This is a genomic window from Vibrio navarrensis (assembly GCF_015767675.1).
Taxonomy (GTDB): Bacteria; Pseudomonadota; Gammaproteobacteria; order Enterobacterales; family Vibrionaceae; genus Vibrio.
Genome location: NZ_CP065218.1, coordinates 991,757 through 1,014,212 on the forward strand (window position 1 = coordinate 991,757; position 22,456 = coordinate 1,014,212).

The 22,456-nt window shown below is 46.9% G+C and carries 19 protein-coding genes; 12 read left to right on the top strand and 7 right to left on the bottom strand.

Features of this window, described 5'->3' with window-relative positions; translation table 11 throughout:
* Nucleotides 1–68 precede the first annotated feature (68 nt).
* The 4 genes from I3X05_RS21115 to alr all read left to right on the top strand — a co-directional run bounded on the left by I3X05_RS21115 (nucleotide 69) and on the right by alr (nucleotide 6,075).
* Nucleotides 69–2,492, top strand: coding sequence for a M9 family metallopeptidase (locus tag I3X05_RS21115; protein WP_193167361.1), 2,424 nt, complete (start codon nucleotides 69–71; stop codon nucleotides 2,490–2,492).
* Nucleotides 2,493–2,748: 256 nt separating this feature from the next.
* Nucleotides 2,749–2,910: a 4Fe-4S dicluster domain-containing protein gene (locus I3X05_RS23875; RefSeq protein ID WP_082069637.1), complete on the top strand. Its 162-nt coding sequence runs from the start codon at nucleotides 2,749–2,751 to the stop codon at nucleotides 2,908–2,910.
* A 259-nt stretch (nucleotides 2,911–3,169) separates the two neighbouring features.
* Nucleotides 3,170–4,801 (top strand): methyl-accepting chemotaxis protein, encoded by a 1,632-nt coding sequence (locus I3X05_RS21120; protein ID WP_045570099.1) that lies wholly within the window; start codon nucleotides 3,170–3,172, stop codon nucleotides 4,799–4,801.
* A 47-nt stretch (nucleotides 4,802–4,848) separates the two neighbouring features.
* Nucleotides 4,849–6,075, top strand: a complete 1,227-nt coding sequence (gene alr, locus I3X05_RS21125; protein WP_045570100.1) for an alanine racemase — start codon at nucleotides 4,849–4,851, stop codon at nucleotides 6,073–6,075.
* An 86-nt stretch (nucleotides 6,076–6,161) separates the two neighbouring features.
* On the opposite strand, the gene I3X05_RS21130 is transcribed toward alr, so the two are convergent.
* On the bottom strand, nucleotides 6,162–6,959 hold the full coding sequence (locus I3X05_RS21130; RefSeq protein WP_045570101.1) for an AraC family transcriptional regulator: 798 nt from the start codon (nucleotides 6,957–6,959) through the stop codon (nucleotides 6,162–6,164).
* A gap of 185 nt (nucleotides 6,960–7,144) precedes the next feature.
* A complete protein-coding gene (locus I3X05_RS21135) occupies nucleotides 7,145–7,618 on the bottom strand; it encodes a Dps family protein (protein ID WP_039442185.1) in 474 nt (157 codons plus the stop codon).
* A gap of 347 nt (nucleotides 7,619–7,965) precedes the next feature.
* Between I3X05_RS21135 and I3X05_RS21140 the strand changes: the two genes are divergently transcribed.
* The 6 genes from I3X05_RS21140 to arsB all read left to right on the top strand — a co-directional run bounded on the left by I3X05_RS21140 (nucleotide 7,966) and on the right by arsB (nucleotide 15,733).
* Nucleotides 7,966–8,946: an SLAC1 anion channel family protein gene (locus tag I3X05_RS21140; RefSeq protein WP_045570102.1), complete on the top strand. Its 981-nt coding sequence runs from the start codon at nucleotides 7,966–7,968 to the stop codon at nucleotides 8,944–8,946.
* Between the two features lie 32 nt (nucleotides 8,947–8,978).
* Nucleotides 8,979–9,320, top strand: coding sequence for a carboxymuconolactone decarboxylase family protein (locus I3X05_RS21145; protein ID WP_039442181.1), 342 nt, complete (start codon nucleotides 8,979–8,981; stop codon nucleotides 9,318–9,320).
* Between the two features lie 104 nt (nucleotides 9,321–9,424).
* The gene (locus I3X05_RS21150; protein WP_337971245.1) at nucleotides 9,425–10,861 is read left to right on the top strand and encodes an MFP transporter; all 1,437 of its coding nucleotides are present in this window, start codon (nucleotides 9,425–9,427) and stop codon (nucleotides 10,859–10,861) included.
* On the top strand, nucleotides 10,858–13,968 hold the full coding sequence (locus I3X05_RS21155; protein WP_045570104.1) for an efflux RND transporter permease subunit: 3,111 nt from the start codon (nucleotides 10,858–10,860) through the stop codon (nucleotides 13,966–13,968). Before I3X05_RS21150 ends, I3X05_RS21155 begins: the two co-directional genes overlap by 4 nt.
* A 287-nt stretch (nucleotides 13,969–14,255) precedes the next feature.
* Nucleotides 14,256–14,594, top strand: a complete 339-nt coding sequence (locus I3X05_RS21160) for a metalloregulator ArsR/SmtB family transcription factor (protein WP_045570105.1) — start codon at nucleotides 14,256–14,258, stop codon at nucleotides 14,592–14,594.
* Between the two features lie 44 nt (nucleotides 14,595–14,638).
* Entirely contained in the window at nucleotides 14,639–15,733 is a 1,095-nt protein-coding gene (arsB, locus tag I3X05_RS21165) for an ACR3 family arsenite efflux transporter (protein WP_193157459.1), read from the top strand.
* A gap of 97 nt (nucleotides 15,734–15,830) precedes the next feature.
* On the opposite strand, the gene phoU is transcribed toward arsB, so the two are convergent.
* From phoU to I3X05_RS21190, 5 genes are all read right to left on the bottom strand, one after another.
* Entirely contained in the window at nucleotides 15,831–16,583 is a 753-nt protein-coding gene (gene phoU / locus I3X05_RS21170; protein WP_045570107.1) for a phosphate signaling complex protein PhoU, read from the bottom strand.
* 23 nt (nucleotides 16,584–16,606) lie between these two features.
* A complete protein-coding gene (gene pstB / locus I3X05_RS21175; protein ID WP_045570108.1) occupies nucleotides 16,607–17,446 on the bottom strand; it encodes a phosphate ABC transporter ATP-binding protein PstB in 840 nt (279 codons plus the stop codon).
* Nucleotides 17,447–17,451: 5 nt separating this feature from the next.
* The gene (gene pstA, locus I3X05_RS21180) at nucleotides 17,452–18,822 is read right to left on the bottom strand and encodes a phosphate ABC transporter permease PstA (RefSeq protein WP_193157458.1); all 1,371 of its coding nucleotides are present in this window, start codon (nucleotides 18,820–18,822) and stop codon (nucleotides 17,452–17,454) included.
* A 16-nt stretch (nucleotides 18,823–18,838) separates the two neighbouring features.
* The gene (gene pstC, locus I3X05_RS21185) at nucleotides 18,839–20,221 is read right to left on the bottom strand and encodes a phosphate ABC transporter permease subunit PstC (protein ID WP_193157457.1); all 1,383 of its coding nucleotides are present in this window, start codon (nucleotides 20,219–20,221) and stop codon (nucleotides 18,839–18,841) included.
* Between the two features lie 68 nt (nucleotides 20,222–20,289).
* A complete protein-coding gene (locus I3X05_RS21190) occupies nucleotides 20,290–21,312 on the bottom strand; it encodes a substrate-binding domain-containing protein (RefSeq protein ID WP_045570110.1) in 1,023 nt (340 codons plus the stop codon).
* Nucleotides 21,313–21,638: 326 nt separating this feature from the next.
* Here I3X05_RS21190 and I3X05_RS21195 point away from each other — a divergent pair, with 326 nt between their 5' ends.
* Together I3X05_RS21195 and I3X05_RS21200 are read left to right on the top strand one after the other, a co-directional pair.
* Entirely contained in the window at nucleotides 21,639–22,016 is a 378-nt protein-coding gene (locus tag I3X05_RS21195) for a hypothetical protein (RefSeq protein ID WP_045570111.1), read from the top strand.
* 87 nt (nucleotides 22,017–22,103) lie between these two features.
* The gene (locus tag I3X05_RS21200; protein WP_045570112.1) at nucleotides 22,104–22,445 is read left to right on the top strand and encodes a metalloregulator ArsR/SmtB family transcription factor; all 342 of its coding nucleotides are present in this window, start codon (nucleotides 22,104–22,106) and stop codon (nucleotides 22,443–22,445) included.
* The last annotated feature ends 11 nt before the right edge of the window (nucleotides 22,446–22,456 follow it).

Genomic DNA, 22,456 nt, shown 5'->3' on the forward strand with positions numbered 1-22,456 from the left:
TTTCATTTTGTGGCGCGCAAGGCCTATAACACGCCCCTCAAATTATTTTCTAATCAATGAGTGTTGTTATGTCTCAGCTTGTTCCGTTCCCTCATCGCCGTTTGGCTCTCGCTTGTTTACTGGCATCGGTCTCTGGTGCTTCTTTTGCGCAAAACTCATGCGATGTTGCCCAATTGCAGCAATCGCCCGATCTTGCCGCCGCCATCTCCAGTGCCGATTACGCCTGTTACAGCGGTTGGTTTTATGCCTCGTCCGACACGTTGGACAACATCTACAGCGAAGCAAGCTTAAGCCGCGTTCAGGTAGCACTACACCAAGCGGTACAAACGTATCAAGGCGAAGCCGAGCAAGCGCGCGCCATTGAAAACTTGGGTGAGTACGTTCGCGCCGCCTACTACGTTCGTTATAACGCAGGGAACGTGGTTGCTTTTTCTGATGCCCTTGGCCAACGATTCGCTCACACAATCAACGCATTTTTAGCCAACCCTCATGCCCTTGATCAAGGGCGCGAGCAAGTGGGGGCGATGAAAAGTCTCACGCTGATGGTGGACAACATTAAGCAACTGCCGCTGACCATGGACGCCATGATGCTGGCACTGCAACAGTTCAACCCTGAAACAGCAAAAAATACTCAGTGGGTTGATGGCCTCAACAACCTGTTCCGCTCAATGGCGGGCCATATCGCCAACGATGCGTTTTATCGCTACCTTGCCAGCCACACCCAACACATCGATACGTTGGAAAAATTCGCCAATGAAAACGCATGGGCGCAGGGTACCGATGCCGATTTTTTGGTGTTTAACGCACTGCGCGAAACGGGCCGTTTGATCGCCAGCCCAGACAAAGCCACTAAACAAAAAGCCGTACAAGTAATGCAACGAGTGATGGCTCGTTATCCATTAGGTAGCGAACACGATAAGTTGTGGCTCGCAGCGGTGGAAATGCTCAGCTACTTCGCACCAGAAGCCTTAAATGGTTTGGATTTGCCGCAAGCGAAGCGCGATCTCGCCGCTCGTGTATTGCCTAACCGCCACGAATGCCAAGGCCCAGCGATCATCCGTTCACAAGATCTCACTCCAGAGCAAGCCGCCAAAGCGTGTGATGTGTTGGCCGCGAAAGAAGCCGATTTCCACCAAGTGGCGAATACTGGTATGCAGCCGGTGGCGGACGATCACAACCAACGTGTGGAAGTGGCGGTGTTCGCCAGCAAAGACAGCTATGTCGATTACTCCGCGTTTCTGTTTGGCAACACCACTGACAACGGCGGCCAGTACCTTGAAGGCAACCCGGCCGATGAGCACAACACCGCTCGTTTTGTCGCCTATCGCTACGCTAATGGCGAAGAACTCTCGATTCTGAACCTAGAGCACGAATACACCCACTACTTGGACGCGCGCTTTAACCAATATGGCTCGTTTAGCGACAACCTCGCTCACGGCTATGTGGTTTGGTGGCTAGAGGGTTTTGCTGAGTACATGCATTACAAACAGGGCTATCAAGCGGCCATCGAACTGATTGCACAAGGCAAAATGAGCCTCTCGCAAGTGTTTGCCACCAGCTACTCGCACGATACCAATCGCATTTATCGCTGGGGTTATTTGGCGGTGCGCTTCATGTTGGAAAACCACCCGCAAGAGGTTGAGGGGCTATTGGCTCTGTCGCGCTCTGGCCAGTTCAAGCAGTGGGCGCAGCAAGTACAAACCCTTGGCCAACAATACGACGGCGAATTTGCTCGCTGGTTAGATGGCTTAGAGTTGACGCCAGAAAACCCAGACACCGACCCAGATACGCCAACGGAGCCCAACGATGGTGTGACGCAATTGCTGGCCAATCAAATCATTACCCTCAGCGGCGAAGCCTACAGTGAGAAGTTGTTCTACGTGGATGTGCCCGCCAACACCACCCACTTTAGCGTAGCCATTGAGGGCGATGGCGATGCGGATCTCTACATGAGTTACAACCAAGTGGCCCACTATTACGATTTTGAAGTGAGTGAATTTGTCGATGGCAGCAATGAAGAAATTCAGTTTGCCGCCGACGCTTCTGGCTACGTGAAACCGGGCCGCTACTATCTGAGCGTCACTGGTCGTGGTAGCTACCAAGCCGTGAACCTAACCACAACACTGGACACCGCGGCACCCACACCACCAACCCAAGAGCAAGATGACCTTGCGCCAGTGGTGTTGCAATCGGGCCAAGCACAGCATTTGACCGTTCACCAGCAGCGCTACGCCGCGGTGTATGTCCCAGAGGGCGTGAGCGAAGTGCGCATTTGGCTTAGCGATCTCACCCCTTCAGACAACCAAGGCAACGTAAACCTATACGCTAGCCGTGAACATTGGCCAACCCCAGAGCAGCACCAGTTTGCATCTCGCTACGCTGGCAACAACCAATACCTCGCGATTCCTGTTGAGCAAGCGGGCTACCTGCATTTCTCACTCAACGCGCCACAACAAGGCGATGATGTCGAGATGGTGGTTTACTTCCACTGATCATTAGTTGGAAAGACAAATGAAAAACAAACGCCACCGCAAGGTGGCGTTTGAGGTTTTAACTTTGCTGTCAACTCAATCTCTGCCTGAGTTTCTCAATTAGTGAGAGTTGTTCAGTGAGTCCGACGTCAAGATAACTGTCGCTTTTATAATTATTTCAATGTGCTCGTCAAAACGTGTAAGTTTCTTCTTCCTCTCACGTATCTCTCTGGGCCAGCTGCAAATAGGGTAGAGCGGCTCAGCATTGCTTGGGTGAGTGCATCGTTGCCCCTCCCATTGTTTGCCCCAAATCGGTCCTTATTTACACATTAATGCAGCCAACTGTTTACACTGTAAAATCGGTGAGATCAACGATCTGGCACGGAACATCAAGCGGATACAGTTTGAAGGTGATGGCGAAGCGAACTGCCCAAATTAAACGCGCTTCGGTTGGATGAAGTGCACTTTGCTTTCTATGCTTATGTCAATACGTCGAGTTGAAGCGATAGCTGTACGAGAAATCATTCCAATATTAAGTGATAAACACCAAGTTTTATTTAGAGCTCAAAATAAATATCGCCAAATAATAATAAAGATGATAAATTGCGCAAAATTTTGGTAGGAAGTCACACTTTTTAATATATGGATGTAGGTTGCAATAGCAGTCATTGATACCAAGCAAAGAGGGTAACTCATTCATGTTTATTAAAAATCTATCCATCGGCAAGAAAATCGCAGCCGCTTTTTCAATTATAGCCATCATCAATATCGCATTCGGGATATTTTTGTCTACAGAGCTCAAAACGGTTAAGTCTGAGCTATTAAACTACACCGATGACACCCTGCCCGCGATGGAAAAAGTGGATGCGGTACGAGATAAAATCTCTTATTGGCGTCGTACTCAATTTGCTGTGTTAGCGATGCACGACGAAAACCAAATCAAACAGACCATCACACGTAATGAAGGCATTCGTCGAGAGATCGAAACGGAACTTGCCGCGTATGGCAAAAGCGTTTGGCCGGGTGAAGAAGAGCAAACCTACAACCGTTTAATGTCACTTTGGAGTGGTTACCTCAGCACCATGGATAAGTTTAACGACGCATTGCTTGCAGGCGACAAAGAACTCGCTTATCCAATCCTCATCAACTCACTGTCGACCTTTGAATCGATTGAAGCGGAAGTGAACAAGCTGGTCGCGATTCTCAAAGGTGCAATGGACAGCAACAAGACGAAAATTTTGTTGTCTGTTAACGGCCTGAACACCACTGCCGTTATCAGCAATATCGCTATCTTCGCTGTTATGGTGATCATGACACTGCTATTAACTCGTATCATTTGTGGGCCACTGAATATTGTTGTTCGTCAGGCGAACGCTATTGCACGTGGTGACCTGTCGCAAGAGCTCGACCGTAAGGCGATCGGTAACGATGAGTTGGGCGAGCTGGCGGACGCAACTATCAAGATGCAAGACGATCTACGCCAAGTGATCGATAATGTGATTGCCGCTGTAACCCAATTAAGCAGTGCAGTAGAAGAGATGACACAGATTTCTGAAATCTCAGCTTCTGGCATGAAGGATCAACAAACGCAGGTGACATTGGTTGCAACCGCAATGACTGAAATGAAAGCCGCAGTGGCAGACGTTGCACGCAATACCGAAGACTCTGCATCGCAAGCGTACGACGCAAATCGCCGTACGCAAGAAGGCGCGAAAGAGACGCATCAAATGGTGGTGTCAATCGAAGAAGTAGCCGACATCATTGGCAAAGCGGGCGACACGGTGGCCGAGCTTGAAGCGCAATCGAACCAGATCAACGTGGTGGTGGATGTGATTCGTGGTATTGCCGACCAAACCAACCTCTTGGCACTGAACGCAGCGATTGAGGCGGCTCGCGCTGGCGAATCTGGCCGTGGCTTTGCGGTGGTTGCCGATGAAGTGAGAACCTTGGCAGGCCGCACTCAAGATTCAACTGGTGAAATCACCGCAATCATCGAGAAACTGCAGGAATTGGCAAAACAAGCAAAACACGCGACCGAGGAATCAAGATCCAGCATTGATGCTTGTGTTGAGCAAGGCAACAACGCACAAAAGTTAATCGGCTCGATTGAAAAGTCCATCGCCAACATTGCGGACATGGGGGCGCAAATTGCCACCGCATGTGGACAACAAGATTCCGTTGCCGAAGAACTCAGCCGCAATATAGAAAACATCCACATGGCCTCGCAAGAAGTCGCGCAAGGGTCGCAGCAAACCGCGCAAGCGTGCCGTGAATTGACTCAACTTTCCGTCTCGCTGCAAGACGTCATGAGTCGCTTTAAATTGAATTAATACAACCGCCCCAGCCTGAGTGCTGGGGTATTTCTTAGGGAAATAACATGAACTTTAAAAAGACCCTTCTGTCTATTGCCATCGCCAGCGCCAGTCTCACTCCGGCTTTCTCTTACAGCGCACCTCTCTTACTCGATAGTACGGTTCACCAAACCAGCCAAATAGCCGGGGCCAATGCTTGGCTCGAAATCAGCCTCGGCCAATTCAAAAGCAACATTGAACAATTTAAATCGCACATAGCCCCAAAAACTAAAATTTGTGCGGTGATGAAAGCCGACGCTTATGGCAACGGAATTCGTGGTTTGATGCCAACCATTCTTGAACAACAGATTCCCTGCGTGGCGATCGCCAGTAATGCGGAGGCTAAATTAGTTCGAGAAAGTGGCTTCACCGGACAACTGATGCGTGTTCGCTCAGCAAGTTACAGTGAAATTGAGCAAGGTCTGGATCTTCAAATCGAGGAGTTGATCGGCAGCGAGCAACAAGCGCGTGACTTATCGGCGCTGGCCGAAAAGCACAAGCAAACCATCAAGGTTCACCTTGCTCTTAACGACGGTGGCATGGGCCGTAATGGCATTGATATGAGCACCGAACGTGGACAAAAAGAAGCAGTCGCCATTGCAACACACCCTTCGGTTGCCGTGGTCGGTATCATGACCCATTTTCCGAATTACAATGCAGAAGAGGTACGAACAAAGCTAAAAAGCTTTAACCAACATGCACAATGGTTAATGGAAAGTGCAGGGCTAAAACGTGAAGCGATCACCCTACATGTGGCCAATTCCTACACGGCGTTGAATGTCCCTGAAGCCCAGTTGGATATGGTTCGTCCGGGTGGTGTGCTCTATGGCGATCTCCCTACCAACCCTGAGTACCCTTCTATTTTGGCGTTTAAAACCCGCGTTGTTTCACTTCATTCGCTTCCGGCAGGCAGCACGGTGGGTTACGACAGCACGTTTACCACGGAAGATGACGCAGTGATGGCAAACCTCACGGTCGGCTATTCCGATGGCTACCCACGGAAAATGGGCAACAAAGCGCAAGTGCTGATCAACGGCCAACGCGCCAATGTGGTGGGCGTTGCTTCAATGAATACTACGATGGTGGATGTGTCCAAGATCAAAGGCGTGTTGCCCGGCGATGAGGTGACGCTCTTTGGCGCTGAAAAAAACCAGCACATCTCTGTAGGTGAAATGGAAGAAAACGCCGAGGTGATTTTCCCAGAGCTTTATACCATTTGGGGCACCAGCAACCCGCGTTTCTACGTTAAATAGTCAATTCTGTCATTTACGTTTAGCTATCTTTTGTTGCTCGACTTGTCGTCAGTTAAATAACCCACAGCAACGACAGAATAACCACGTTACTTTTGAGCATACTCTTGAGGTGTACAACCAAACATCTCTTTAAAAGAAGAGATAAAACTGCTCACGCTGCTATAGCCTAATTCATGCGCAACCAGTGTTGTCTTAGCACCCTGAGTAATTTTCTCCAGAGAATTCATCAAACGAAAGCGGCTGCGCCATTGACGAAATGTTAGCCCCGTTTCTGCTTTAAACAATCGTTCAATAGTACGAACACTGGCTCCAACCTCTGTTGCTAATTGCTCAAGCAGCAGTGATTGCTCTGGCTGATTCACAATAAGGCTGATCAGGCGTTGCAGACGAGGATCATGCCCGGATGGAATATACAGTTCTAATGCTGGTAAAGATTCAAGCTCATCAAGGGCGACTAAGCCTAGGTGATGGGCTCTTTTTTGGGTGAGCTCCCCCGCATTTTCTGTCAGCCTGAGTATCACTTCTCTCATTAACGAGCTCATTTTTAACATGACGACTTTATCGGAGTTTTGACGTACACAAAACGAGGGGTCAATGTATAAATTACGAGTTTGTGTCGCGGTTTCATTACTTACTTGATGGTAATGACCGCCCGGAATCCATACCGCATGGGTTGTCGGGACCACCCAAACCGCCTTTTCGCTGGTCACTCGTAATATTCCTTTCGCACTCCATAGCAGCTGTCCTCGCGGATGGGCGTGGGGCTCGATAGCTGACTCGGCGACCATGCTGCGGCAATGAGTAAGCACTGGCCGTGTTGGATCCAAAATAAAGGCAACATCGCTGGGTGATAACATTGCTGTGTGAGGAGTTTGTTTTGACATCCGGTCTCATTAAAACGTATCAAAATAGGTATTTTAGGAATGACTCATGAACATTGCTAGAGTCCTGAAGCGTACTCTTTAGCAGTGAACTCTTACGGTGGAAGATAGGTGCTGAAGGCTTTCACTACTACTGCCTATAAAACGGGGCTAACGGCTCGTTAACCCCGTCAGGCGATAAACGTGATCTAGGCAACCAACATCGCTCTTAACATCCATGCTGTTTTTTCGTGAACACGCATACGATCGGAAATCAGTGCTGCTGACGATTCATCATTGGCGTCTTGAGCAATGGTGAGTATCTCACGGCAAGTTCTAATCACCTGTTCGTGGCTTTGCGTAAGAATTTTAACCATCTCCATGGCGGGCGGGATATCTTCCACTTCTTTGATCGAAGTGAGTGCGGCTAGAGATTTATAAGTGCCTGGTGCGACAATATTTAATGAACGAATGCGTTCAGCAATGTCATCCACGGCGGTTGCAAGCTCGGTGTAATGCTCTTCAAACATCAGGTGCAGATCGCGGAACTGTCGACCGGTTACGTTCCAATGAAAATTGTGAGTTTGCAGATAAAGTGTGTAAGAGTCGGCCAATAAGCGCTTTAAGCCTTCAGCAATGGCAATGCGGTCAGCTTCATTAATTCCAATATTGATAGTATCCATATTGACTCCTTGATTTATTAATAACATTCAGGCTCGGTACACAAGTATAGAAAAATCGATCGAGCATCCTTTTTGAATCTACTTATGCAGCAAAGTCCATAGGTAATGACTCTATAATAGTTCATTTGGTAAAAAAACCACTTGTCGTAATAGGAATGTGTTTTGTCATATTTCTGGATAAAAACGTCAGTCGGATAGGCGTATATTAGATTCAACGATAGATCATCGCTGCCACATTCTTCATTGAGAGCAACAAAGCCGGGGTATTCATGTGGTGGTGAATAGATCTTCATCACAATTGGTGTTAGTGCGATATTGCGACAACCTACCGACTGAAAAGGCTTGATATGAAAGACGTCTCTACTAAACAGATATCCTCAATGGAGGAAGAAAGCCGATTGGTACATTTCCCTATCTCCATGTTTTCCATCGTTATGGGGTTGAGCGGCTTATCAATTGCATGGCAAAAAGCGCTTGGGACATCCTTTCCTGTGATAACCACCTTTAGCAGTATTTTGGCAACGACTGTCATGCTGCTGGTGAGCGCACTCTATTTACTAAAAATCACGCGTTATCCAAATGCAGTGATAGCAGAAACAAAGCATCCAATAAAAATTAATTTTTTTGCTGCTTTTTCTATTAGCCTTTTACTTCTCTCAGTCGTTTGGCACAGATTCGAATCGCTCTCCTATGTTTTGTGGGGGCTCGGCGCGGTGGTTCAGTTATCGCTAACCTTGCTGGTTATGCATAGCTGGATACACCATGATCACTATCGGCTAGAGCACGCAAACCCGAGTTGGTTCATCCCTGTTGTTGGCAATATTATTGCTCCAATCACCGGGGCTAAGCTGGGTTTTATCGAAATAAGCTGGTTCTTTTTCGGCGTTGGTATCGTCTTCTGGTTGGTATTATTAACCATCATCATTAACCGTTTAATTTTTCATGAGGCTCTGCCAGCGCGTTTCAAACCTATGCTGTTTATCTTGTTAGCGCCTCCATCGATTGGTTTTGTGTCTTATAGCTCATTGGTTCCAGAGTTGACCGATTTTTCAAGAATACTCATCTCTGTTGCACTATTCACCGCTATTTTGCTGGCGCTCAACATTAATCAGTTTCGAAAAAGTGGCTTTTTTCTCTCTTCATGGGCGTACTCATTTCCGGTGGCGGCTTTTAATGTAGCTCTATTTCGATATGCAGAGTTAACGCTGTCACCCATAGGCTTTTACATTGGCGTTGCCTTATTGGGGGGCCTGACGCTACTCGTTTTGTGGCTGTCGTTTAATACACTCAAAGCAATAAAGGCTGGTGAAATATGCAAGCCGGAATAAACGAAATTTAGGTATATCAGTGAGGAAGAATCATGAACAAAAGTTATAAAGAGATTAATCAGCAACAACGCAAATTAGGGTCGGCTTTTCGGAAAGAGAGCCCTGACACGCTTAATGCTTTCCTAAGCCTTCATAAAGCGGCATTTGCATCAGGTGCAATGGAAACAAAATATAAAGAACTGATTGCGGTGGCTATTGCTATCAATGTCCGTTGTGACGGTTGTATTGGTTCTCACGTTGAAGCCGCTGTTAAAGCAGGCGCTTGCAGAGAGGAGTTGGTTGAGACGATTAATGTGGCTATTTTGATGGGAGGTGGCCCTGCTGTGATTTATGGAACACAAGCGCTGGCTGCGGTGGATGAGTTTTGTGAATAATCCAAAGCAATGGAGTAGATGAATGATAGGAGAAAGGAGAAGATGATCTATCGCCGTTCAATGTAAATATACTGCTTGCAATATCAGAAGAGTCATTAATCGGCGTGGTGAGCTCCCAACTCCATCAAAAATCAAGCATCTTCAATGATCATGCACATGGTTGTGTGCTATCTTTTTTAGCAATCTCTAATATAGATAAGATGATTCATACGGAGCATGGCATGGCAAGATTTAAATGGACGCAAAGATCTTTATTTATACCACCGGTCCTTCTCGGTGTTGCAATGCTCCTATTAGCTCCAGCAATGAAAGCAGAACCACCCAAAGCTATTGATAATACGGGGAAAAAGGTGGTTCGGGTACTTAAAGTCACCCCACGAAAGATCCAACCTTCTGCCGTAGGCTATGGCCACACCCAACCCGCCAGAGACTGGCAAGCCCAAGCGGAGTTGGAAGGTGTGGTCGTCTGGGTTGCGGATAACTATCATGATGGCAGCCTTATCAAGCAAGGTAGTGAAATTCTCAGGCTGGATCCCTCATCTTATGAACTCGCTATTGCCCGTTTGCAAGCCGAACTTGAAGTGGCAAAACTGACCGCTCAAACTATTTTGGAAACATTGAATATTGCCGAAAGAGAGTATCAGCTTCAGCAATCAGACTATGATCGTACGGTTCGCCTGAGTAAAACGGGCCATATATCCGAAACAGAGAGAGATAAAGCGGCCAAAGATCTTCTCAACAGCCAGCAACAGTTTCAGGCGCAAAAAAATAATCTGGCGATTAACAAAGCGACACAAAAGGTACTTCTGACGGAACTGGCGATAGCTAAGCGCGATCTTGAACACACCATTATCAAAGCCCCTTTCGATATAAGAGTCACAGACAAAGTAATTGGTCTGGCGGAATACGTTAATAAAGGCGAGCTCATGCTAAAAGCCGATGGGATTGATGCGGTTGAGATCCGTGCCCAGTTCCCACTTGGCAAAATGCGTCCTCTGAGAAGAGCGCAAATGCTAAGTAAAACAAACAGTAATGGCTTTACGGATCTTGAGGCAAGGGTAGAACTGAACGCAGGGGACCACCTTATTTCTTGGGATGCGAACGTCAGCCGTTCCGGCGGACAGGTGGATGCGCAGACACAAAGCCAGAGTATTGTGGTGCAAATTGACAACCCGCTCAAGCAGGCGTCTCCGGGCAAAAGGCCACCACTGATTAGAGACACCTTTGTCAAAGTGACCCTGAAAGCACCAGTGATGAGCGAGCAGATCCTACTGCCCCTAAACGCCATTCATAACGACAAGGTCTACTTGGTGGAAGAGGAGAAACTGAAAATTCAGCCTGTAGAAGTGGATTTTGTTCAGGGTCAGGTTGCCGTTATCAAATCGGGCATCCAGAAGGACGATATTGTTGTTTTAAGCAAGCTTTTCCCAGCCGTTGAAGGAATGTTACTCAAACCGCAACCCGATAAAAATATCGACCCATGGTTGGATAAAGAAAGCGGGTTTAAGTTAGGTAAAGCAAAGAGTGAGGTCAAATTATGATCTCATTTTTTACTCGACACCCCACTGGCGCGAATGTGCTGATGGTTGCGATATTGTTGCTCGGGGCTTTTGCGTTACCTAAATTGCAAAAAGACACCTTCCCTGTCACTCAAACCAAAAACATCGAAATTCGCATTAGTTACCCGGGCGCTTCCCCAGCCGAAGTGGTTGAAGAGATTTGCACCCCGCTGGAGGAGGCTATCGATCTGATCAACGGTGTCAAAGAGTTCACCTGTGATGCCAGAGAGAACATGGCTATTGGTAATGTGGAAATCGATGAGGGTGAAAATACTGACGCGCTCACCTCGGACATTCAGCAGCAAGTCAACGCCATTAGTGACTTCCCCGACAGAGTTGAGCAGATCACGGTCAATAAACTTGATAGGGTAGCGACAGTCGCCAGTGTCGCTATCAGCGGAAATATGTCAGCGAAAGATCTCTACCTCTATGCCCAAGAGGTGAAACGCCGGATGAAATCACACCCTCTCATCGCTCAGGTTTCAGTTGGTGGCTTTTCCGATCAGGAGATTGAAATTCGTGTATCTCAGTGGAAGCTTAAGCAATACGGGCTGAGCATCTCTGACTTATCCAACCTTGTGCAGCAGCAAAGTGTCAGTACCCCTGCCGGCGTATTTACTAACGATCTCGAAGATCTGAGTGTGCGCTTTGATCAAATGAGTAATGACGTCGACGATCTGAAAAAAATCGTCGTGAAATCGAGTGAACATGGTACTCAAGTTCGGCTGGGTGATATTGCTGACATTGAGCAAAAGTTTGCTAATGAAGAGGATAAAATTCTCTTCCAAGGCCAGCGAGCTGCGCTGTTGCAAATATCCAAAAGCGATTCTCAGGACACTCTGAAAGTCAAAGAGGCGATTGTTCATTTGATCGAAAAAGAGCAGATGAGTGCGCCGCAAGGTGTCGAATTGACCATTACTCAGGATGTCAGCGTGAATATTGATGAGAGGCTGAGAATTCTGACCAGCAACGGAGTACAAGGGCTGGCACTGGCATTTCTCATGCTTTGGGCATTCTTTAATATTCGTTTTAGTTTTTGGGTCGCGTTGGGGTTGCCGGTCTCCTTCCTAGGCGCAATCTTTGCCATGTATGTGTTGGGTTATACCCTGAATATGATGACCATGGTGGGGCTTATCGTTGCCATCGGCCTGTTAATGGACGATTCGCTGATCATCGCAGAAAACATCGCCGCCAAAAGGCAAGCGGGTATGCCTGCATTTGCTGCTGCAGTTCAAGGCACCGCACAAGTGTTTCCAGGCGTCATCGCATCCTTTGCCACCACCGTAATGGCCATTGGCCCGCTGATGTTTTTGAGCGGAACCATGGGAGAGGTTCTACGCTACATTCCGATCATCTTGCTAATTACTTTGCTGGTAAGCCTGATTGAAGCTTTTTTCATTCTTCCTGCGCACCTTGCGCACAGCCATCTTGAGTCAAGTTCAAACCCGGTGCGAGAGAGGTTTATCGCCAGTTTTGAAAGGGTAAGAGATAAGTTTTTTGTTCCTCTGTCGCTAAAAGCGATGAATGCACCATACTTGACGCTGGGCGTTCTTACTATGGTCGTGCTGCTCTCAACCGCCACTTTCTCCGCAGGGCTTCTTAAGTTTAAAGCGATGCCATCACTGGAAAGCGATACGCTTCAGGCGCGTGTTCTGCTGCCACAGGGCAGCTTGCTTTCTCAAACCGAAGAGGTGGTTGCTAAGTTATCCCAAGCTCTGGACAAAGTGAATCAAGAATATTCAGGAAAATTCCCCGATTCAGAGCCATTGATGAGAAGCAAAACAATCATGTACAACACCAATATCGATGCTAACGAATCTGGGCCTCATATGGCGACAGTGAGTGCGGATTTACTTCCGGCGCAATTTCGTCAAGAGAGCATCAAATATCTGGTGCAACGCTGGAAGGAGAAAACAGGCCCCACGGCAGATGTTGTGTCACTTAAGTTTACCGATAAGGAAAGGGGCATCGCTGGCAATGGTATTGATATCCGTGTGCAGGGTAGCTCTCTTGAAGAGCTGGACAAGGTCAGTCGTTCTCTTATCAAGTGGCTGAAAGGCTTTGATGGCGTTTTTAATCTTTCCAGTGATCTGCGTTACGGGCGATCTGAAATTCATGTAAAACTCAAAGAGGAAGCTGGCGTGATGGGCGTTAACGCTGCACAGCTCGCCCAGACACTTCGCAGTGCGGTAAAAGGCAGTACCGATCTGACGGTGTTTCAGGGCAGTGAGATTCTGGATATCACGGTGCGCCTTGAGGAGTTTACTCACCAAGCCAGTTTGCAAGAACTCAAGGATCTGATGGTGACCGCGGCAAACGGGACGCTCGTGCCACTGTCTGCTGTTGCTGACTTTGAAGAACAACAAACCTTCTCCAGAATTAACCGAATAAACGGCATCAATACGGTCACGGTACAAGGAAATATCGACACCCGAGTTGCCAACGCCAGGGAAATTATGCAGCAGTTCTATGCGACGTTTGTCCCTAATGCGAAAAGGAATTTTCCGGACGTGAGCTTTGTTTCTCAAGGGCAAGACAAAGAAAGCGCCGATACTGGCGCCTCGTTGCAAACTTTCTTTGCTCTGGGGGTTATCGGGATTTATCTGATCCTGACTTTTCTATTCCAAAGTTACAGCCAACCGATCGCGGTATTGCTCGCCATTCCTATGGGGTGGATAGGTGTTGTTTGGGGCCACTTAGCGATGGGGCTCGATTTGACGATTCCGAGCCTTGTGGGGTTTGCTACCCTTGCTGGTATTGTGGTGAACGACAATATTTTGCTGGTCAACTTTATTAAAGAGAACATCGCCAAAGGTGTCGATTTGCTGGATGCTTGTCGTGACGCTGTTCATGACCGATTCCGCGCTATTTTTATCACTTCGCTCACCACCTTTGCAGGGCTGCTACCCCTGTTAACCGAGAGCAGTACTCAGGCGCAGTTTTTGATCCCGTTGATTGCCAGTATCGCCTTTGGCTTAATATCGGCAACGCTGCTGGCCTCGATTATTGTCCCTTGTGTGTTACTTATTCTCGATGACTTGGGTTTAAGTAAATTGTCAGAACCCAACCTACGGAACGATGCGCTATGAGGTTATTAGGTGGAACAGGCTACGAGCTCTTTTGTGTGATTCATTCAGCAGCAAATAAGGTGGGTGAATCGATACTCGGCCAAAGGTTCTGCTCCATCGGGCACTGTAACAAGCTTTTGCCCCATTCCAATGTTGTATCAATATTAAGCCGCTAATTTCTTATAGGTATCGACTTACTTTTACTAATCTAACTTATCTCTCAGAAGCACAGCTTAATTGAAAAATTGACATATACGGGAAATGAGATATATGATATTTCATATGTTTTATTGCGTTGAATAGTTCCTATGTTTGATCCAATCCTTCTTTACAAAGCACTTTCTGAAGAAACTCGGCTTAAGTCTCTGCTTTTAATGCAGAAGCAAGGAGAGTTGTGTGTCTGCGATCTCATGGAGTCGCTGAATCTCAGTCAACCCAAAGTCTCTCGGCATCTTGCCGAATTACGAAAGCACAGGGTTGTTCTGGATGAACGACGTGGTAAGTGGGTTTACTACCGTATCAACCCCGCGCTAGCTCCTTGGGTCAAGCAAGTGCTGGAGATCACCCTTAAGCATAATTTGACATTTATCGAGCCAGAGTTGCAGTTCATCCAAGGCAAGTCATGTTCGAATGGTGTGAACGAATGATGTTTTATTTCGTGGGTTTATCAATTTAAACTTAAAGAGGCTGTATGAGTAATATCTCAAGCTGTGTCGAAACCAGCGCATCTGAAAAAATGAGTTTTCTTGATCGATACTTAACCGTATGGATTTTTCTTGCAATGGCAGTTGGTGTCGGGATTGGCGTGTTATTTCCTCAAGTCGCTCAGTGGAACGAAAGCCTATCTGTTGGTTCAACCAATATCCCACTTGCGATTGGCTTAATCTTAATGATGTACCCGCCATTGGCGAAAGTGAACTATAGCCTTTTAGGTGAGGTAACTCGTGATAAACGCGCGATAACGCTTTCTTTAGTGATGAACTGGTTCGTGGGACCGATTTTGATGTTCACATTAGCCATCATTTTCTTACGCGATCAACCTGGTTATATGGTAGGACTCATCCTGATCGGCCTTGCTCGATGCATCGCTATGGTGTTGGTTTGGAATGATATCAGCGGCGGAAACAAAGAGTACGGAGCAACCTTAGTTGCCTTAAATAGCGCGTTTCAGATTGTCACGTACAGTTTTATGGCGTGGCTATTTATTACTGTTTTGCCGCCATATTTTGGGCTAGAGAGTTTTGTAGTTGATATTACCATTCTCGATATCGCCGAAAGTGTACTGATTTATTTAGGCATCCCATTTTTAGCTGGCTTTTTGAGCCGCAAATGGTTGGTGGCTGCTAAAGGTGAGCAATGGTACAACGAGGTATTTATTCCGCGTATTTCACCGATTACGCTGGTTGCGCTGCTGGCGACCATTGTTTTGATGTTTAGTCTGAAAGGTGAAATGATCATTGAGTTACCGATGGATGTGTTCCGTATTGCCGTACCACTGATCATCTATTTTATGGTGATGTTTTTTACGAGCTTCTACATCGGGAAACGTATGGGCATTCCTTACGATCAAAATGCTTCAATTGCCTTCACTTCATCTGGTAACAACTTCGAGCTGGCTATCGCCGTATCAATCGCTGTATTTGGGTTAAATTCTGACCAAGCGTTTGCTGGTGTGATTGGACCTTTGGTAGAAGTGCCTGTCTTAATCGCTTTGGTTAACGTCGCGCTGCGAATGAAAAAGAAATACTATGCCATTCATCCTAGTGATAAACCGCATAATGCTTAAGGTGGAATGGGGGCGTAACGGATTTAAACTCCGGATTGGTTTTCCTAAAAAATCAAAGGCTGCGAATTTGCAGCCTTTTTACCAATGAGCAATATCACTACGAACGGGTTTTCTGACTCGCTAAAAGATCGGCAATCGCTTGATCTTTTTGGTGGCGTACGTCTAAGCCAGTGACAAAATAAATCGTGTACTCACAAACGTTGCGCGCGTGATCACCAATCCGTTCGACCGCTCGACCTATCCACGTGATCTCTAAAATGGTTTGATAGTGAGTGCCTTGCACCAGCATATCTTTATCATTTTGACGCAAAATATCGCCGTAGCTGTTGTCGATTTGTTTATCTAACATTGCTGCTTCTAGCGCATCGTGTGCATTGAGATCGTGAAAAGCGTTCATCGATTTTTGCAGCATATTGATCACGTTCGCGTTAATTGTTTCAAACGCATCTTCTTGTAATTCAATACCATCAAAATAGTCTTTGTCACCCGGATGGTGCTCCTTTAAACGCAACACCGCATGGGCGATCCGTTTAGATTGATCGCCAATTCGTTCAAGATCCATGATCGCTTTCATGATCGAAAACACCGCACGTAAATCGCGGGCTGCGGGTTGGCGTTTGACTAAAATATCAATGCAGCGCTGATCAATGGCCAGTTCTAACAAATTGATATTATGATCGTGTTCAATGACTTGCTTGGCCAGTTCGGTATTACCTGTCATAAACGCATCAAGTGCGTCCCGCACCTGTGCGATGACTAAATCACCCATATTCACCACGCTATCCACAATAGAACGCATTTCGCTATTGTAGCTATGGGAGGTGTGCCCATCGACACCATGAGTTGTCATAAAGTTCTCCTAAAATACAATCGTTAACCGAAACGGCCAGTAATGTAATCTTCAGTGCGGCTATCACGTGGGTTGGTGAACAACTCACGTGTTTCGCTCAGTTCAACCAAGTTGCCTAAGTGGAAGAAAGCGGTTTTATCGGAAACGCGCGCCGCTTGTTGCATGTTGTGTGTCACCATCGCGATGGTGTAGCTGCCTTTGAGCTCATCAATCAGATCTTCGATGATCGAGGTCGCGATAGGGTCAAGCGCCGAACAAGGTTCATCCATCAAAATCACTTCAGGGTTAACCGCAATCGCACGAGCAATGCACAAACGCTGTTGCTGGCCACCTGACAAACCCGTGCCTGGTGCCGATAAGCGATCTTTAACTTCTTTCCACAAGCCCGCACGACGTAAGCTGGTTTCGACGATTTCGTCTAAATCGGTTTTGTTATCCACCAGGCCATGTAATTTAGGACCATAGGCGATATTGTCATAAATCGATTTTGGAAAAGGATTAGGCTTTTGAAACACCATGCCGACTTGGGCGCGTAGCTGCACCACATCCAAACTTGGGTGATAGATGTCTTGCCCATCTAAGGTCACTGAACCTTCAACACGAGCCGTGTCGATGGTGTCATTCATGCGATTTAGACAGCGTAAAAAGGTCGATTTACCACAACCAGAAGGGCCAATAAATGCGACCACTTCATGCTCAATGATATCCATATTGATGCCGTGTAGCGCCTCAGTTTCACCATAAAAAACTTTCACATCACGAGCGGCCATTTTAATCTGTGTGGCTTGGACCGCTTCTTTGGCTGTGCTTTTTACCTGTGGTGTCACAAGCGCGTGTTTGTTCATAATAGCTTCACTTATCATCTTTATTACCACCGAGTTTCAAAGCGTCGACGCAACCAAATCGCCAGCGCATTTAAGCTAATCATTAATGCCAACAATACGGTGATTGCAGCAGAGGTTCTTGCTTCAAAAAAGTTTCGCAGTTCGTTGCCTTGCCAGAGGAATATCTGCACAGGAAGTGCAGTCGATTGATCGATCGGCGTCGCTGGCACACTCGCGACAAACGAGCTCATGCCGATCAAGAGTAGCGGTGCCGTCTCACCTAATGCTTGCGCGATACCTAAAATGGCCCCAGTCAGGATACCCGGTAGTGCCAAAGGCAATACGTGATGAAATACCGCTTGCGTTTTTGACGCACCGATACCCAGTGCCGCTTGGCGAATCGATGGCGGAATGGCTTTCAACGTTGAACGCGTGGCGATGATGACCGTTGGCAACGTCATAAGCGTTAGCACCAAACCACCGACAAGTGGCGCAGAGAGCGGCAGCTTAAACCACAAGATAAATACTGAAGCGCCTAGTAAACCAAAGACAATCGAAGGAACCGCCGCCAAGTTGTTGATGTTCACTTCAATCAAATCGGTGAACTTATTTTTGGGGGCAAATTCTTCTAGGTAAATCGCGGAAGCGACGCCAATCGGTACAGCCAACACCATAACGATGAGCATCATAAATACCGATCCCATAAACGCCCCAGCAAGGCCAGCAGAAGCCAATGAGCTGCGAGAATCGACGTTCATAAACAACGCAGTGCTGAACTTGTTTTGGATAACGCCACGCTCTGCCAATTCATCAGCCCAAGCGCGAGTACGTGCACTTAACTGCTGACGAGAGTCGGGTAAATCGCGGTCAATGTTGCCTTTTAACCACACATCAACGTTGGCTTCAGCCAGTAAGTCAAGACGCAGGGTTTGGCCGACCAGTGAAGGGTCATTAACGATCATATCGCGCAAAGCAAAGCGTTCGCCGCTAGTGATCAGTTTAAGGGCGTCGCGCTGATAACGCGTTGCTTCTGGGATTTCATTAGCCAAGCTGTTGACAATAATGCGGTTGAAATTAACCATGCCAACGCTGCTTTGCCATGTGAGCATGCGTTGATTGAACTGTGCCGGGCTCTCATCACTTTGTTGGATAGGTTTAGGATCTATTTTCACCACATCCGGGTCAAAGTAGACATCCAAGGTCACTGTCGCTTGCCAGAAGGCTGGAATACCTTTGGAAAGGATTGACGTAAATAATATCGCCACAAAACTTAGAGCTAAAACAACCGCACTAATCCCGAAAACTTTAAAGCGTCGTTCACTGTTGTGACGTTTTTTCAGCGAGCGAGCAATGCGCTGCTTGGTTTCGTCACGCCGCGCTAAGATGTCATCCTTTGCAAGGTTAGAAGTACTCATGGTGTTGTCCATAGTGTTAATCATACTGTTCACGGTACTTACGCACGATAGCGAGTGCGATCACATTAAGGCTTAAAGTGATCACAAACAGGGTTAAACCAAGCGCAAACGCCACTAAGGATTGTGGGCTAGCAAAATCGGTATCACCGGTAAGTTGGTTGACGATGGTGACCGTCATGGTTGAGACGGCCTCAAAAGGGTTAGCGGTCAACACTGGGCTATTGCCTGCAGCAAGGACCACAATCATGGTTTCACCTATTGCGCGGCTCGCCGCAAGCAACACTGCGCCTGTGATTCCCGGTAGCGCTGCTGGCAGCACCACTTTACGGATGGTCTCTGATTTCGTTGCACCAAGGCCAAGAGAACCATCTCTCAGTGTTTTGGGCACCTGCGTAAGAATGTCGTCGGATAGCGAGGAAATAAAGGGAATCACCATTAAGCCCATCACAATCCCTGCTGTTAGAGCAGAAGTGGCGCGAATGTCGACATGGAGCCACTGTCCCAATTCATTCAAAAATGGGCCGACGGTGATTAAAGCAAAAAATCCGTAGACGATGGTAGGAATACCCGCGAGCACTTCAATAATCGGTTTGGCTATCGAGCGAACACGACTTGGCGCATATTCAGCCAGATAAATGGCGCACATCAGACCAATAGGAATCGCGACGATTAACGCAATCAAGGCGATTAAAAAGGTGCCTGCCAGTAACGGCAACATACCAAAGCCGGTTTGGTTTTCTGTTCCAACGGTTGAAAAACGAGGGTTCCATGTGGTGCCGAAGAAAAATTCACTCGGGCTAACAAAACTAAAGAAGCGTAACGCTTCACCGACCATAGAAAGAACAATGCCGACTGTGGTTAAAATTGCCACGGCAGAACATAGAATCAGCAGTATATGCAGTGCACGCTCGACGGTGTTGCGTGCGCGAAGATCAGGGCGAATTTGTCGAGTGCTAAAAACTAATCCTGCTGCGGCCACCGTTGCCATCAAACCAGTGAGTAATAAATCGCTGCGTTGTTGTAACTGCTTGAAGTAATCTGCGGCGGTAATTTCTTGAGGAGAAAAGCTATCGAGCACCGCGAAGCCGCTGGCGATATTGTGCAGTTTGTTCATCAGTACCTGAGCACTTTCTGCAGCCGTTGGCTGAAGATCCGCAGGAAGGCTATCAATGACCATTTGCTGAATCAAAACGGGCGAAGATAGGCTCCACACTATCCAGATGAGCAATGCAGGAAGCACAGACCACAACAGAGTTAGCATGCCATGATAAACAGGACGAGAGTGTAAACGCTGAGTTCCCGTATTGGTTGATGCTACTTTTTTACTGCGCGTCAGACCCAATTGGTAAGCCAGTGTCATTACCGCCAGTAGCACAACCATCAGCATCAGATTATTCATTATTATTCTTACCTTATTAAAGCGTTAACTTGGGCCGACAAATGCCAGCCCAAGCTAATCAGAGAGCCTTAAAGGACTTTACGACTTTTAATATTATTTGATACTTGAGCACGCTCTTTATCATCCATCGGGATAAGGCCAGCCGCTTCAAGTGGGCTGCCTGTTGCTCCCATTTGTTCGCTGACAAAGAATTGTGCGTATTCTAGGATTCCCGGTACGACACCAACATGTGCATTTTTGATGTAGAAAAATAGTGGACGAGAAACTGGATATTGTCCGCTGCCAATCGTTTCTAGGCTTGGGGTTACGCCGTTAACGGTTGCCACTTTCAAGCGGTCACGGTTTTGATCGTAGAAGCTTAGGCCAAATACACCAAGTGCATTTTTCTGAGCATCAAGACGAGCGAGGGTTTCGGTATAGTCGCCAGCGACTTCAACTACGCGGCCATCGGTGCGAATCGCATTACAGAAGTTGCCTTTGGCTTTTTTGTCCATCGCTTTGACTTCGGCAAATTTTTCACAACCTGGGTGAACCACTTTCTCTTCATACACTTCGCGCGTACCGTGGTTAGAGCCTGGGATCACAAGCAGAATTTCTTGATCAGGTAGAGAGGCGTCAATTTGCTTCCAGTTGGTGTAAGGGTTTGACACCATTTTGCCGTTCTGTGGAATTTGTGCTGCACCCGCTTTAAACACATGCTCTGGCTTAAGGGCAAAAGTGCCACTGTCGGTACGAGATGCGAACACGATGCCGTCATAGCCAACTTTAACTTCAATGATTTCTGTCACGCCATTAGCGCGGCAGCTTTCCACTTCAGAAGATTTAATCGCGCGTGACGCGTTTGCGATGTCAATGGTATTTACACCAACACCTTGGCAGAACTGGCGCAGACCGCCACTGGAGCCACCTGAACCGACCACTGGCGTGTTAAATTGTGGGAAGGTTTGGCCGAACTCTTCTGCAACGATAGAAGAAAATGGCAAAACGGTTGAAGAGCCTGCGATTTGAATTGTATCACGTGCCATTGCTGGGGCAGAGATGGCAGTTGCGATGGTTGAAGCAAGCAAAAGCGCATTGCGTCCGAACTTCATAATATTTCCCTCATTAAATTCCATAGACGTAGATTGTTTTGAAGAGCCTTGCGTAAGCGGCTTTGTATTGTTTAACTGAGGTGAAGTTTGAGCAGGTAATGTGACAGTAAAATAGCTTTTATGTTTCAAATTTATGAATGCCAGTTTTGTTTTGCTTTAGTGGGTTTATTTAATTCATATAAATCAATTACTTTAATAGAAAACTCAATGGCTACTGTGCGATTGAACATTCATCGGCGTGAAATGTTTGTGAACTTCGAGGTTTTTTCGATATTTTGCTTCGCGCATTCACTGGATAGAGTCTGTCAGTAAAGGAGGCTAACGATATGATAGATAAAAGAACGGTTCATCTGATCAGCTTTCCTAACTCTGACCTTGCTTGTATCGCCGCTCAGTTGTTACACATACATGCTGGAAGTTTCTATGAAATCACGTTTGAAGCGGTCAACGGCATAGATTGTCCCGAACAGGGCGACCTGGAAAAATTGGGGTATTTTGGCTACCTCTTTATCGATCCGACACAAAAGTTAGAGCCCGCTTACGATTACGTTATCGATATTAACTATGCGATGTACCAGCACAATCGCCGCAGAGAGGCGTATCAAAAACAGGTCTATTGGGAGATTGACTGTAATCAAAATGCCACAAAAGCCATTCAGAATGCGGTCAGCTATTTTACTTCTCGCTTTAACATTGACCTTTAAAGCTGTTGGCTGGTTTGATTCTGATGTTGACAAGAGCCCCGTTTTATACAATATATATGCTTATTCACATATGCAGAGATAAGTGGAATGTTACCTCATCAGTTTTTTAAATTACTTTCAGATGAAACTCGGGTTCGCTGCTTGTTGATGATTGCCCGTGAAGAAAAGCTCTGTGTCGGAGAACTGACAGAATCCCTCAACGAGAGCCAGCCTAAAGTGTCTCGCCATCTTGCATTACTCCGTTCCAGTGGTGTGGTGGTGGATACCCGTCAAGGTCAGTGGGTTTTTTACCGCTTATCGGATCAGCTTCCTGGTTGGATGAAAAAACAGATCCAAGGGTTAGTTGACTCTAACTGCCTAAAAGCAGAGTACCAGCAAGATATTCAACGCTTATCCGAGATGAAATCTCGCCCAGAATGTTGTGTTTAAAGGAAATTAAA

What these genes read in the sequence shown, in the direction of transcription:
- I3X05_RS21190 (WP_045570110.1), bottom strand. Translation starts at nt 21,312, where the DNA reads ATGAAGTTCGGACGCAATGCGCTTTTGCTTGCTTCAACCATCGCAACT.
- I3X05_RS21195 (WP_045570111.1), top strand. Translation starts at nt 21,639, where the DNA reads ATGATAGATAAAAGAACGGTTCATCTGATCAGCTTTCCTAACTCTGAC.
- arsB (WP_193157459.1), top strand. Translation starts at nt 14,639, where the DNA reads ATGAGTAATATCTCAAGCTGTGTCGAAACCAGCGCATCTGAAAAAATG.
- pstC (WP_193157457.1), bottom strand. Translation starts at nt 20,221, where the DNA reads ATGAATAATCTGATGCTGATGGTTGTGCTACTGGCGGTAATGACACTG.
- I3X05_RS21115 (WP_193167361.1), top strand. Translation starts at nt 69, where the DNA reads ATGTCTCAGCTTGTTCCGTTCCCTCATCGCCGTTTGGCTCTCGCTTGT.
- I3X05_RS21145 (WP_039442181.1), top strand. Translation starts at nt 8,979, where the DNA reads ATGAACAAAAGTTATAAAGAGATTAATCAGCAACAACGCAAATTAGGG.
- I3X05_RS21135 (WP_039442185.1), bottom strand. Translation starts at nt 7,618, where the DNA reads ATGGATACTATCAATATTGGAATTAATGAAGCTGACCGCATTGCCATT.
- I3X05_RS21120 (WP_045570099.1), top strand. Translation starts at nt 3,170, where the DNA reads ATGTTTATTAAAAATCTATCCATCGGCAAGAAAATCGCAGCCGCTTTT.
- I3X05_RS21160 (WP_045570105.1), top strand. Translation starts at nt 14,256, where the DNA reads ATGTTTGATCCAATCCTTCTTTACAAAGCACTTTCTGAAGAAACTCGG.
- I3X05_RS21130 (WP_045570101.1), bottom strand. Translation starts at nt 6,959, where the DNA reads ATGTCAAAACAAACTCCTCACACAGCAATGTTATCACCCAGCGATGTT.
- pstB (WP_045570108.1), bottom strand. Translation starts at nt 17,446, where the DNA reads ATGATAAGTGAAGCTATTATGAACAAACACGCGCTTGTGACACCACAG.
- pstA (WP_193157458.1), bottom strand. Translation starts at nt 18,822, where the DNA reads ATGAGTACTTCTAACCTTGCAAAGGATGACATCTTAGCGCGGCGTGAC.
- I3X05_RS21140 (WP_045570102.1), top strand. Translation starts at nt 7,966, where the DNA reads ATGAAAGACGTCTCTACTAAACAGATATCCTCAATGGAGGAAGAAAGC.
- I3X05_RS21155 (WP_045570104.1), top strand. Translation starts at nt 10,858, where the DNA reads ATGATCTCATTTTTTACTCGACACCCCACTGGCGCGAATGTGCTGATG.
- phoU (WP_045570107.1), bottom strand. Translation starts at nt 16,583, where the DNA reads ATGACAACTCATGGTGTCGATGGGCACACCTCCCATAGCTACAATAGC.
- I3X05_RS21200 (WP_045570112.1), top strand. Translation starts at nt 22,104, where the DNA reads ATGTTACCTCATCAGTTTTTTAAATTACTTTCAGATGAAACTCGGGTT.
- alr (WP_045570100.1), top strand. Translation starts at nt 4,849, where the DNA reads ATGAACTTTAAAAAGACCCTTCTGTCTATTGCCATCGCCAGCGCCAGT.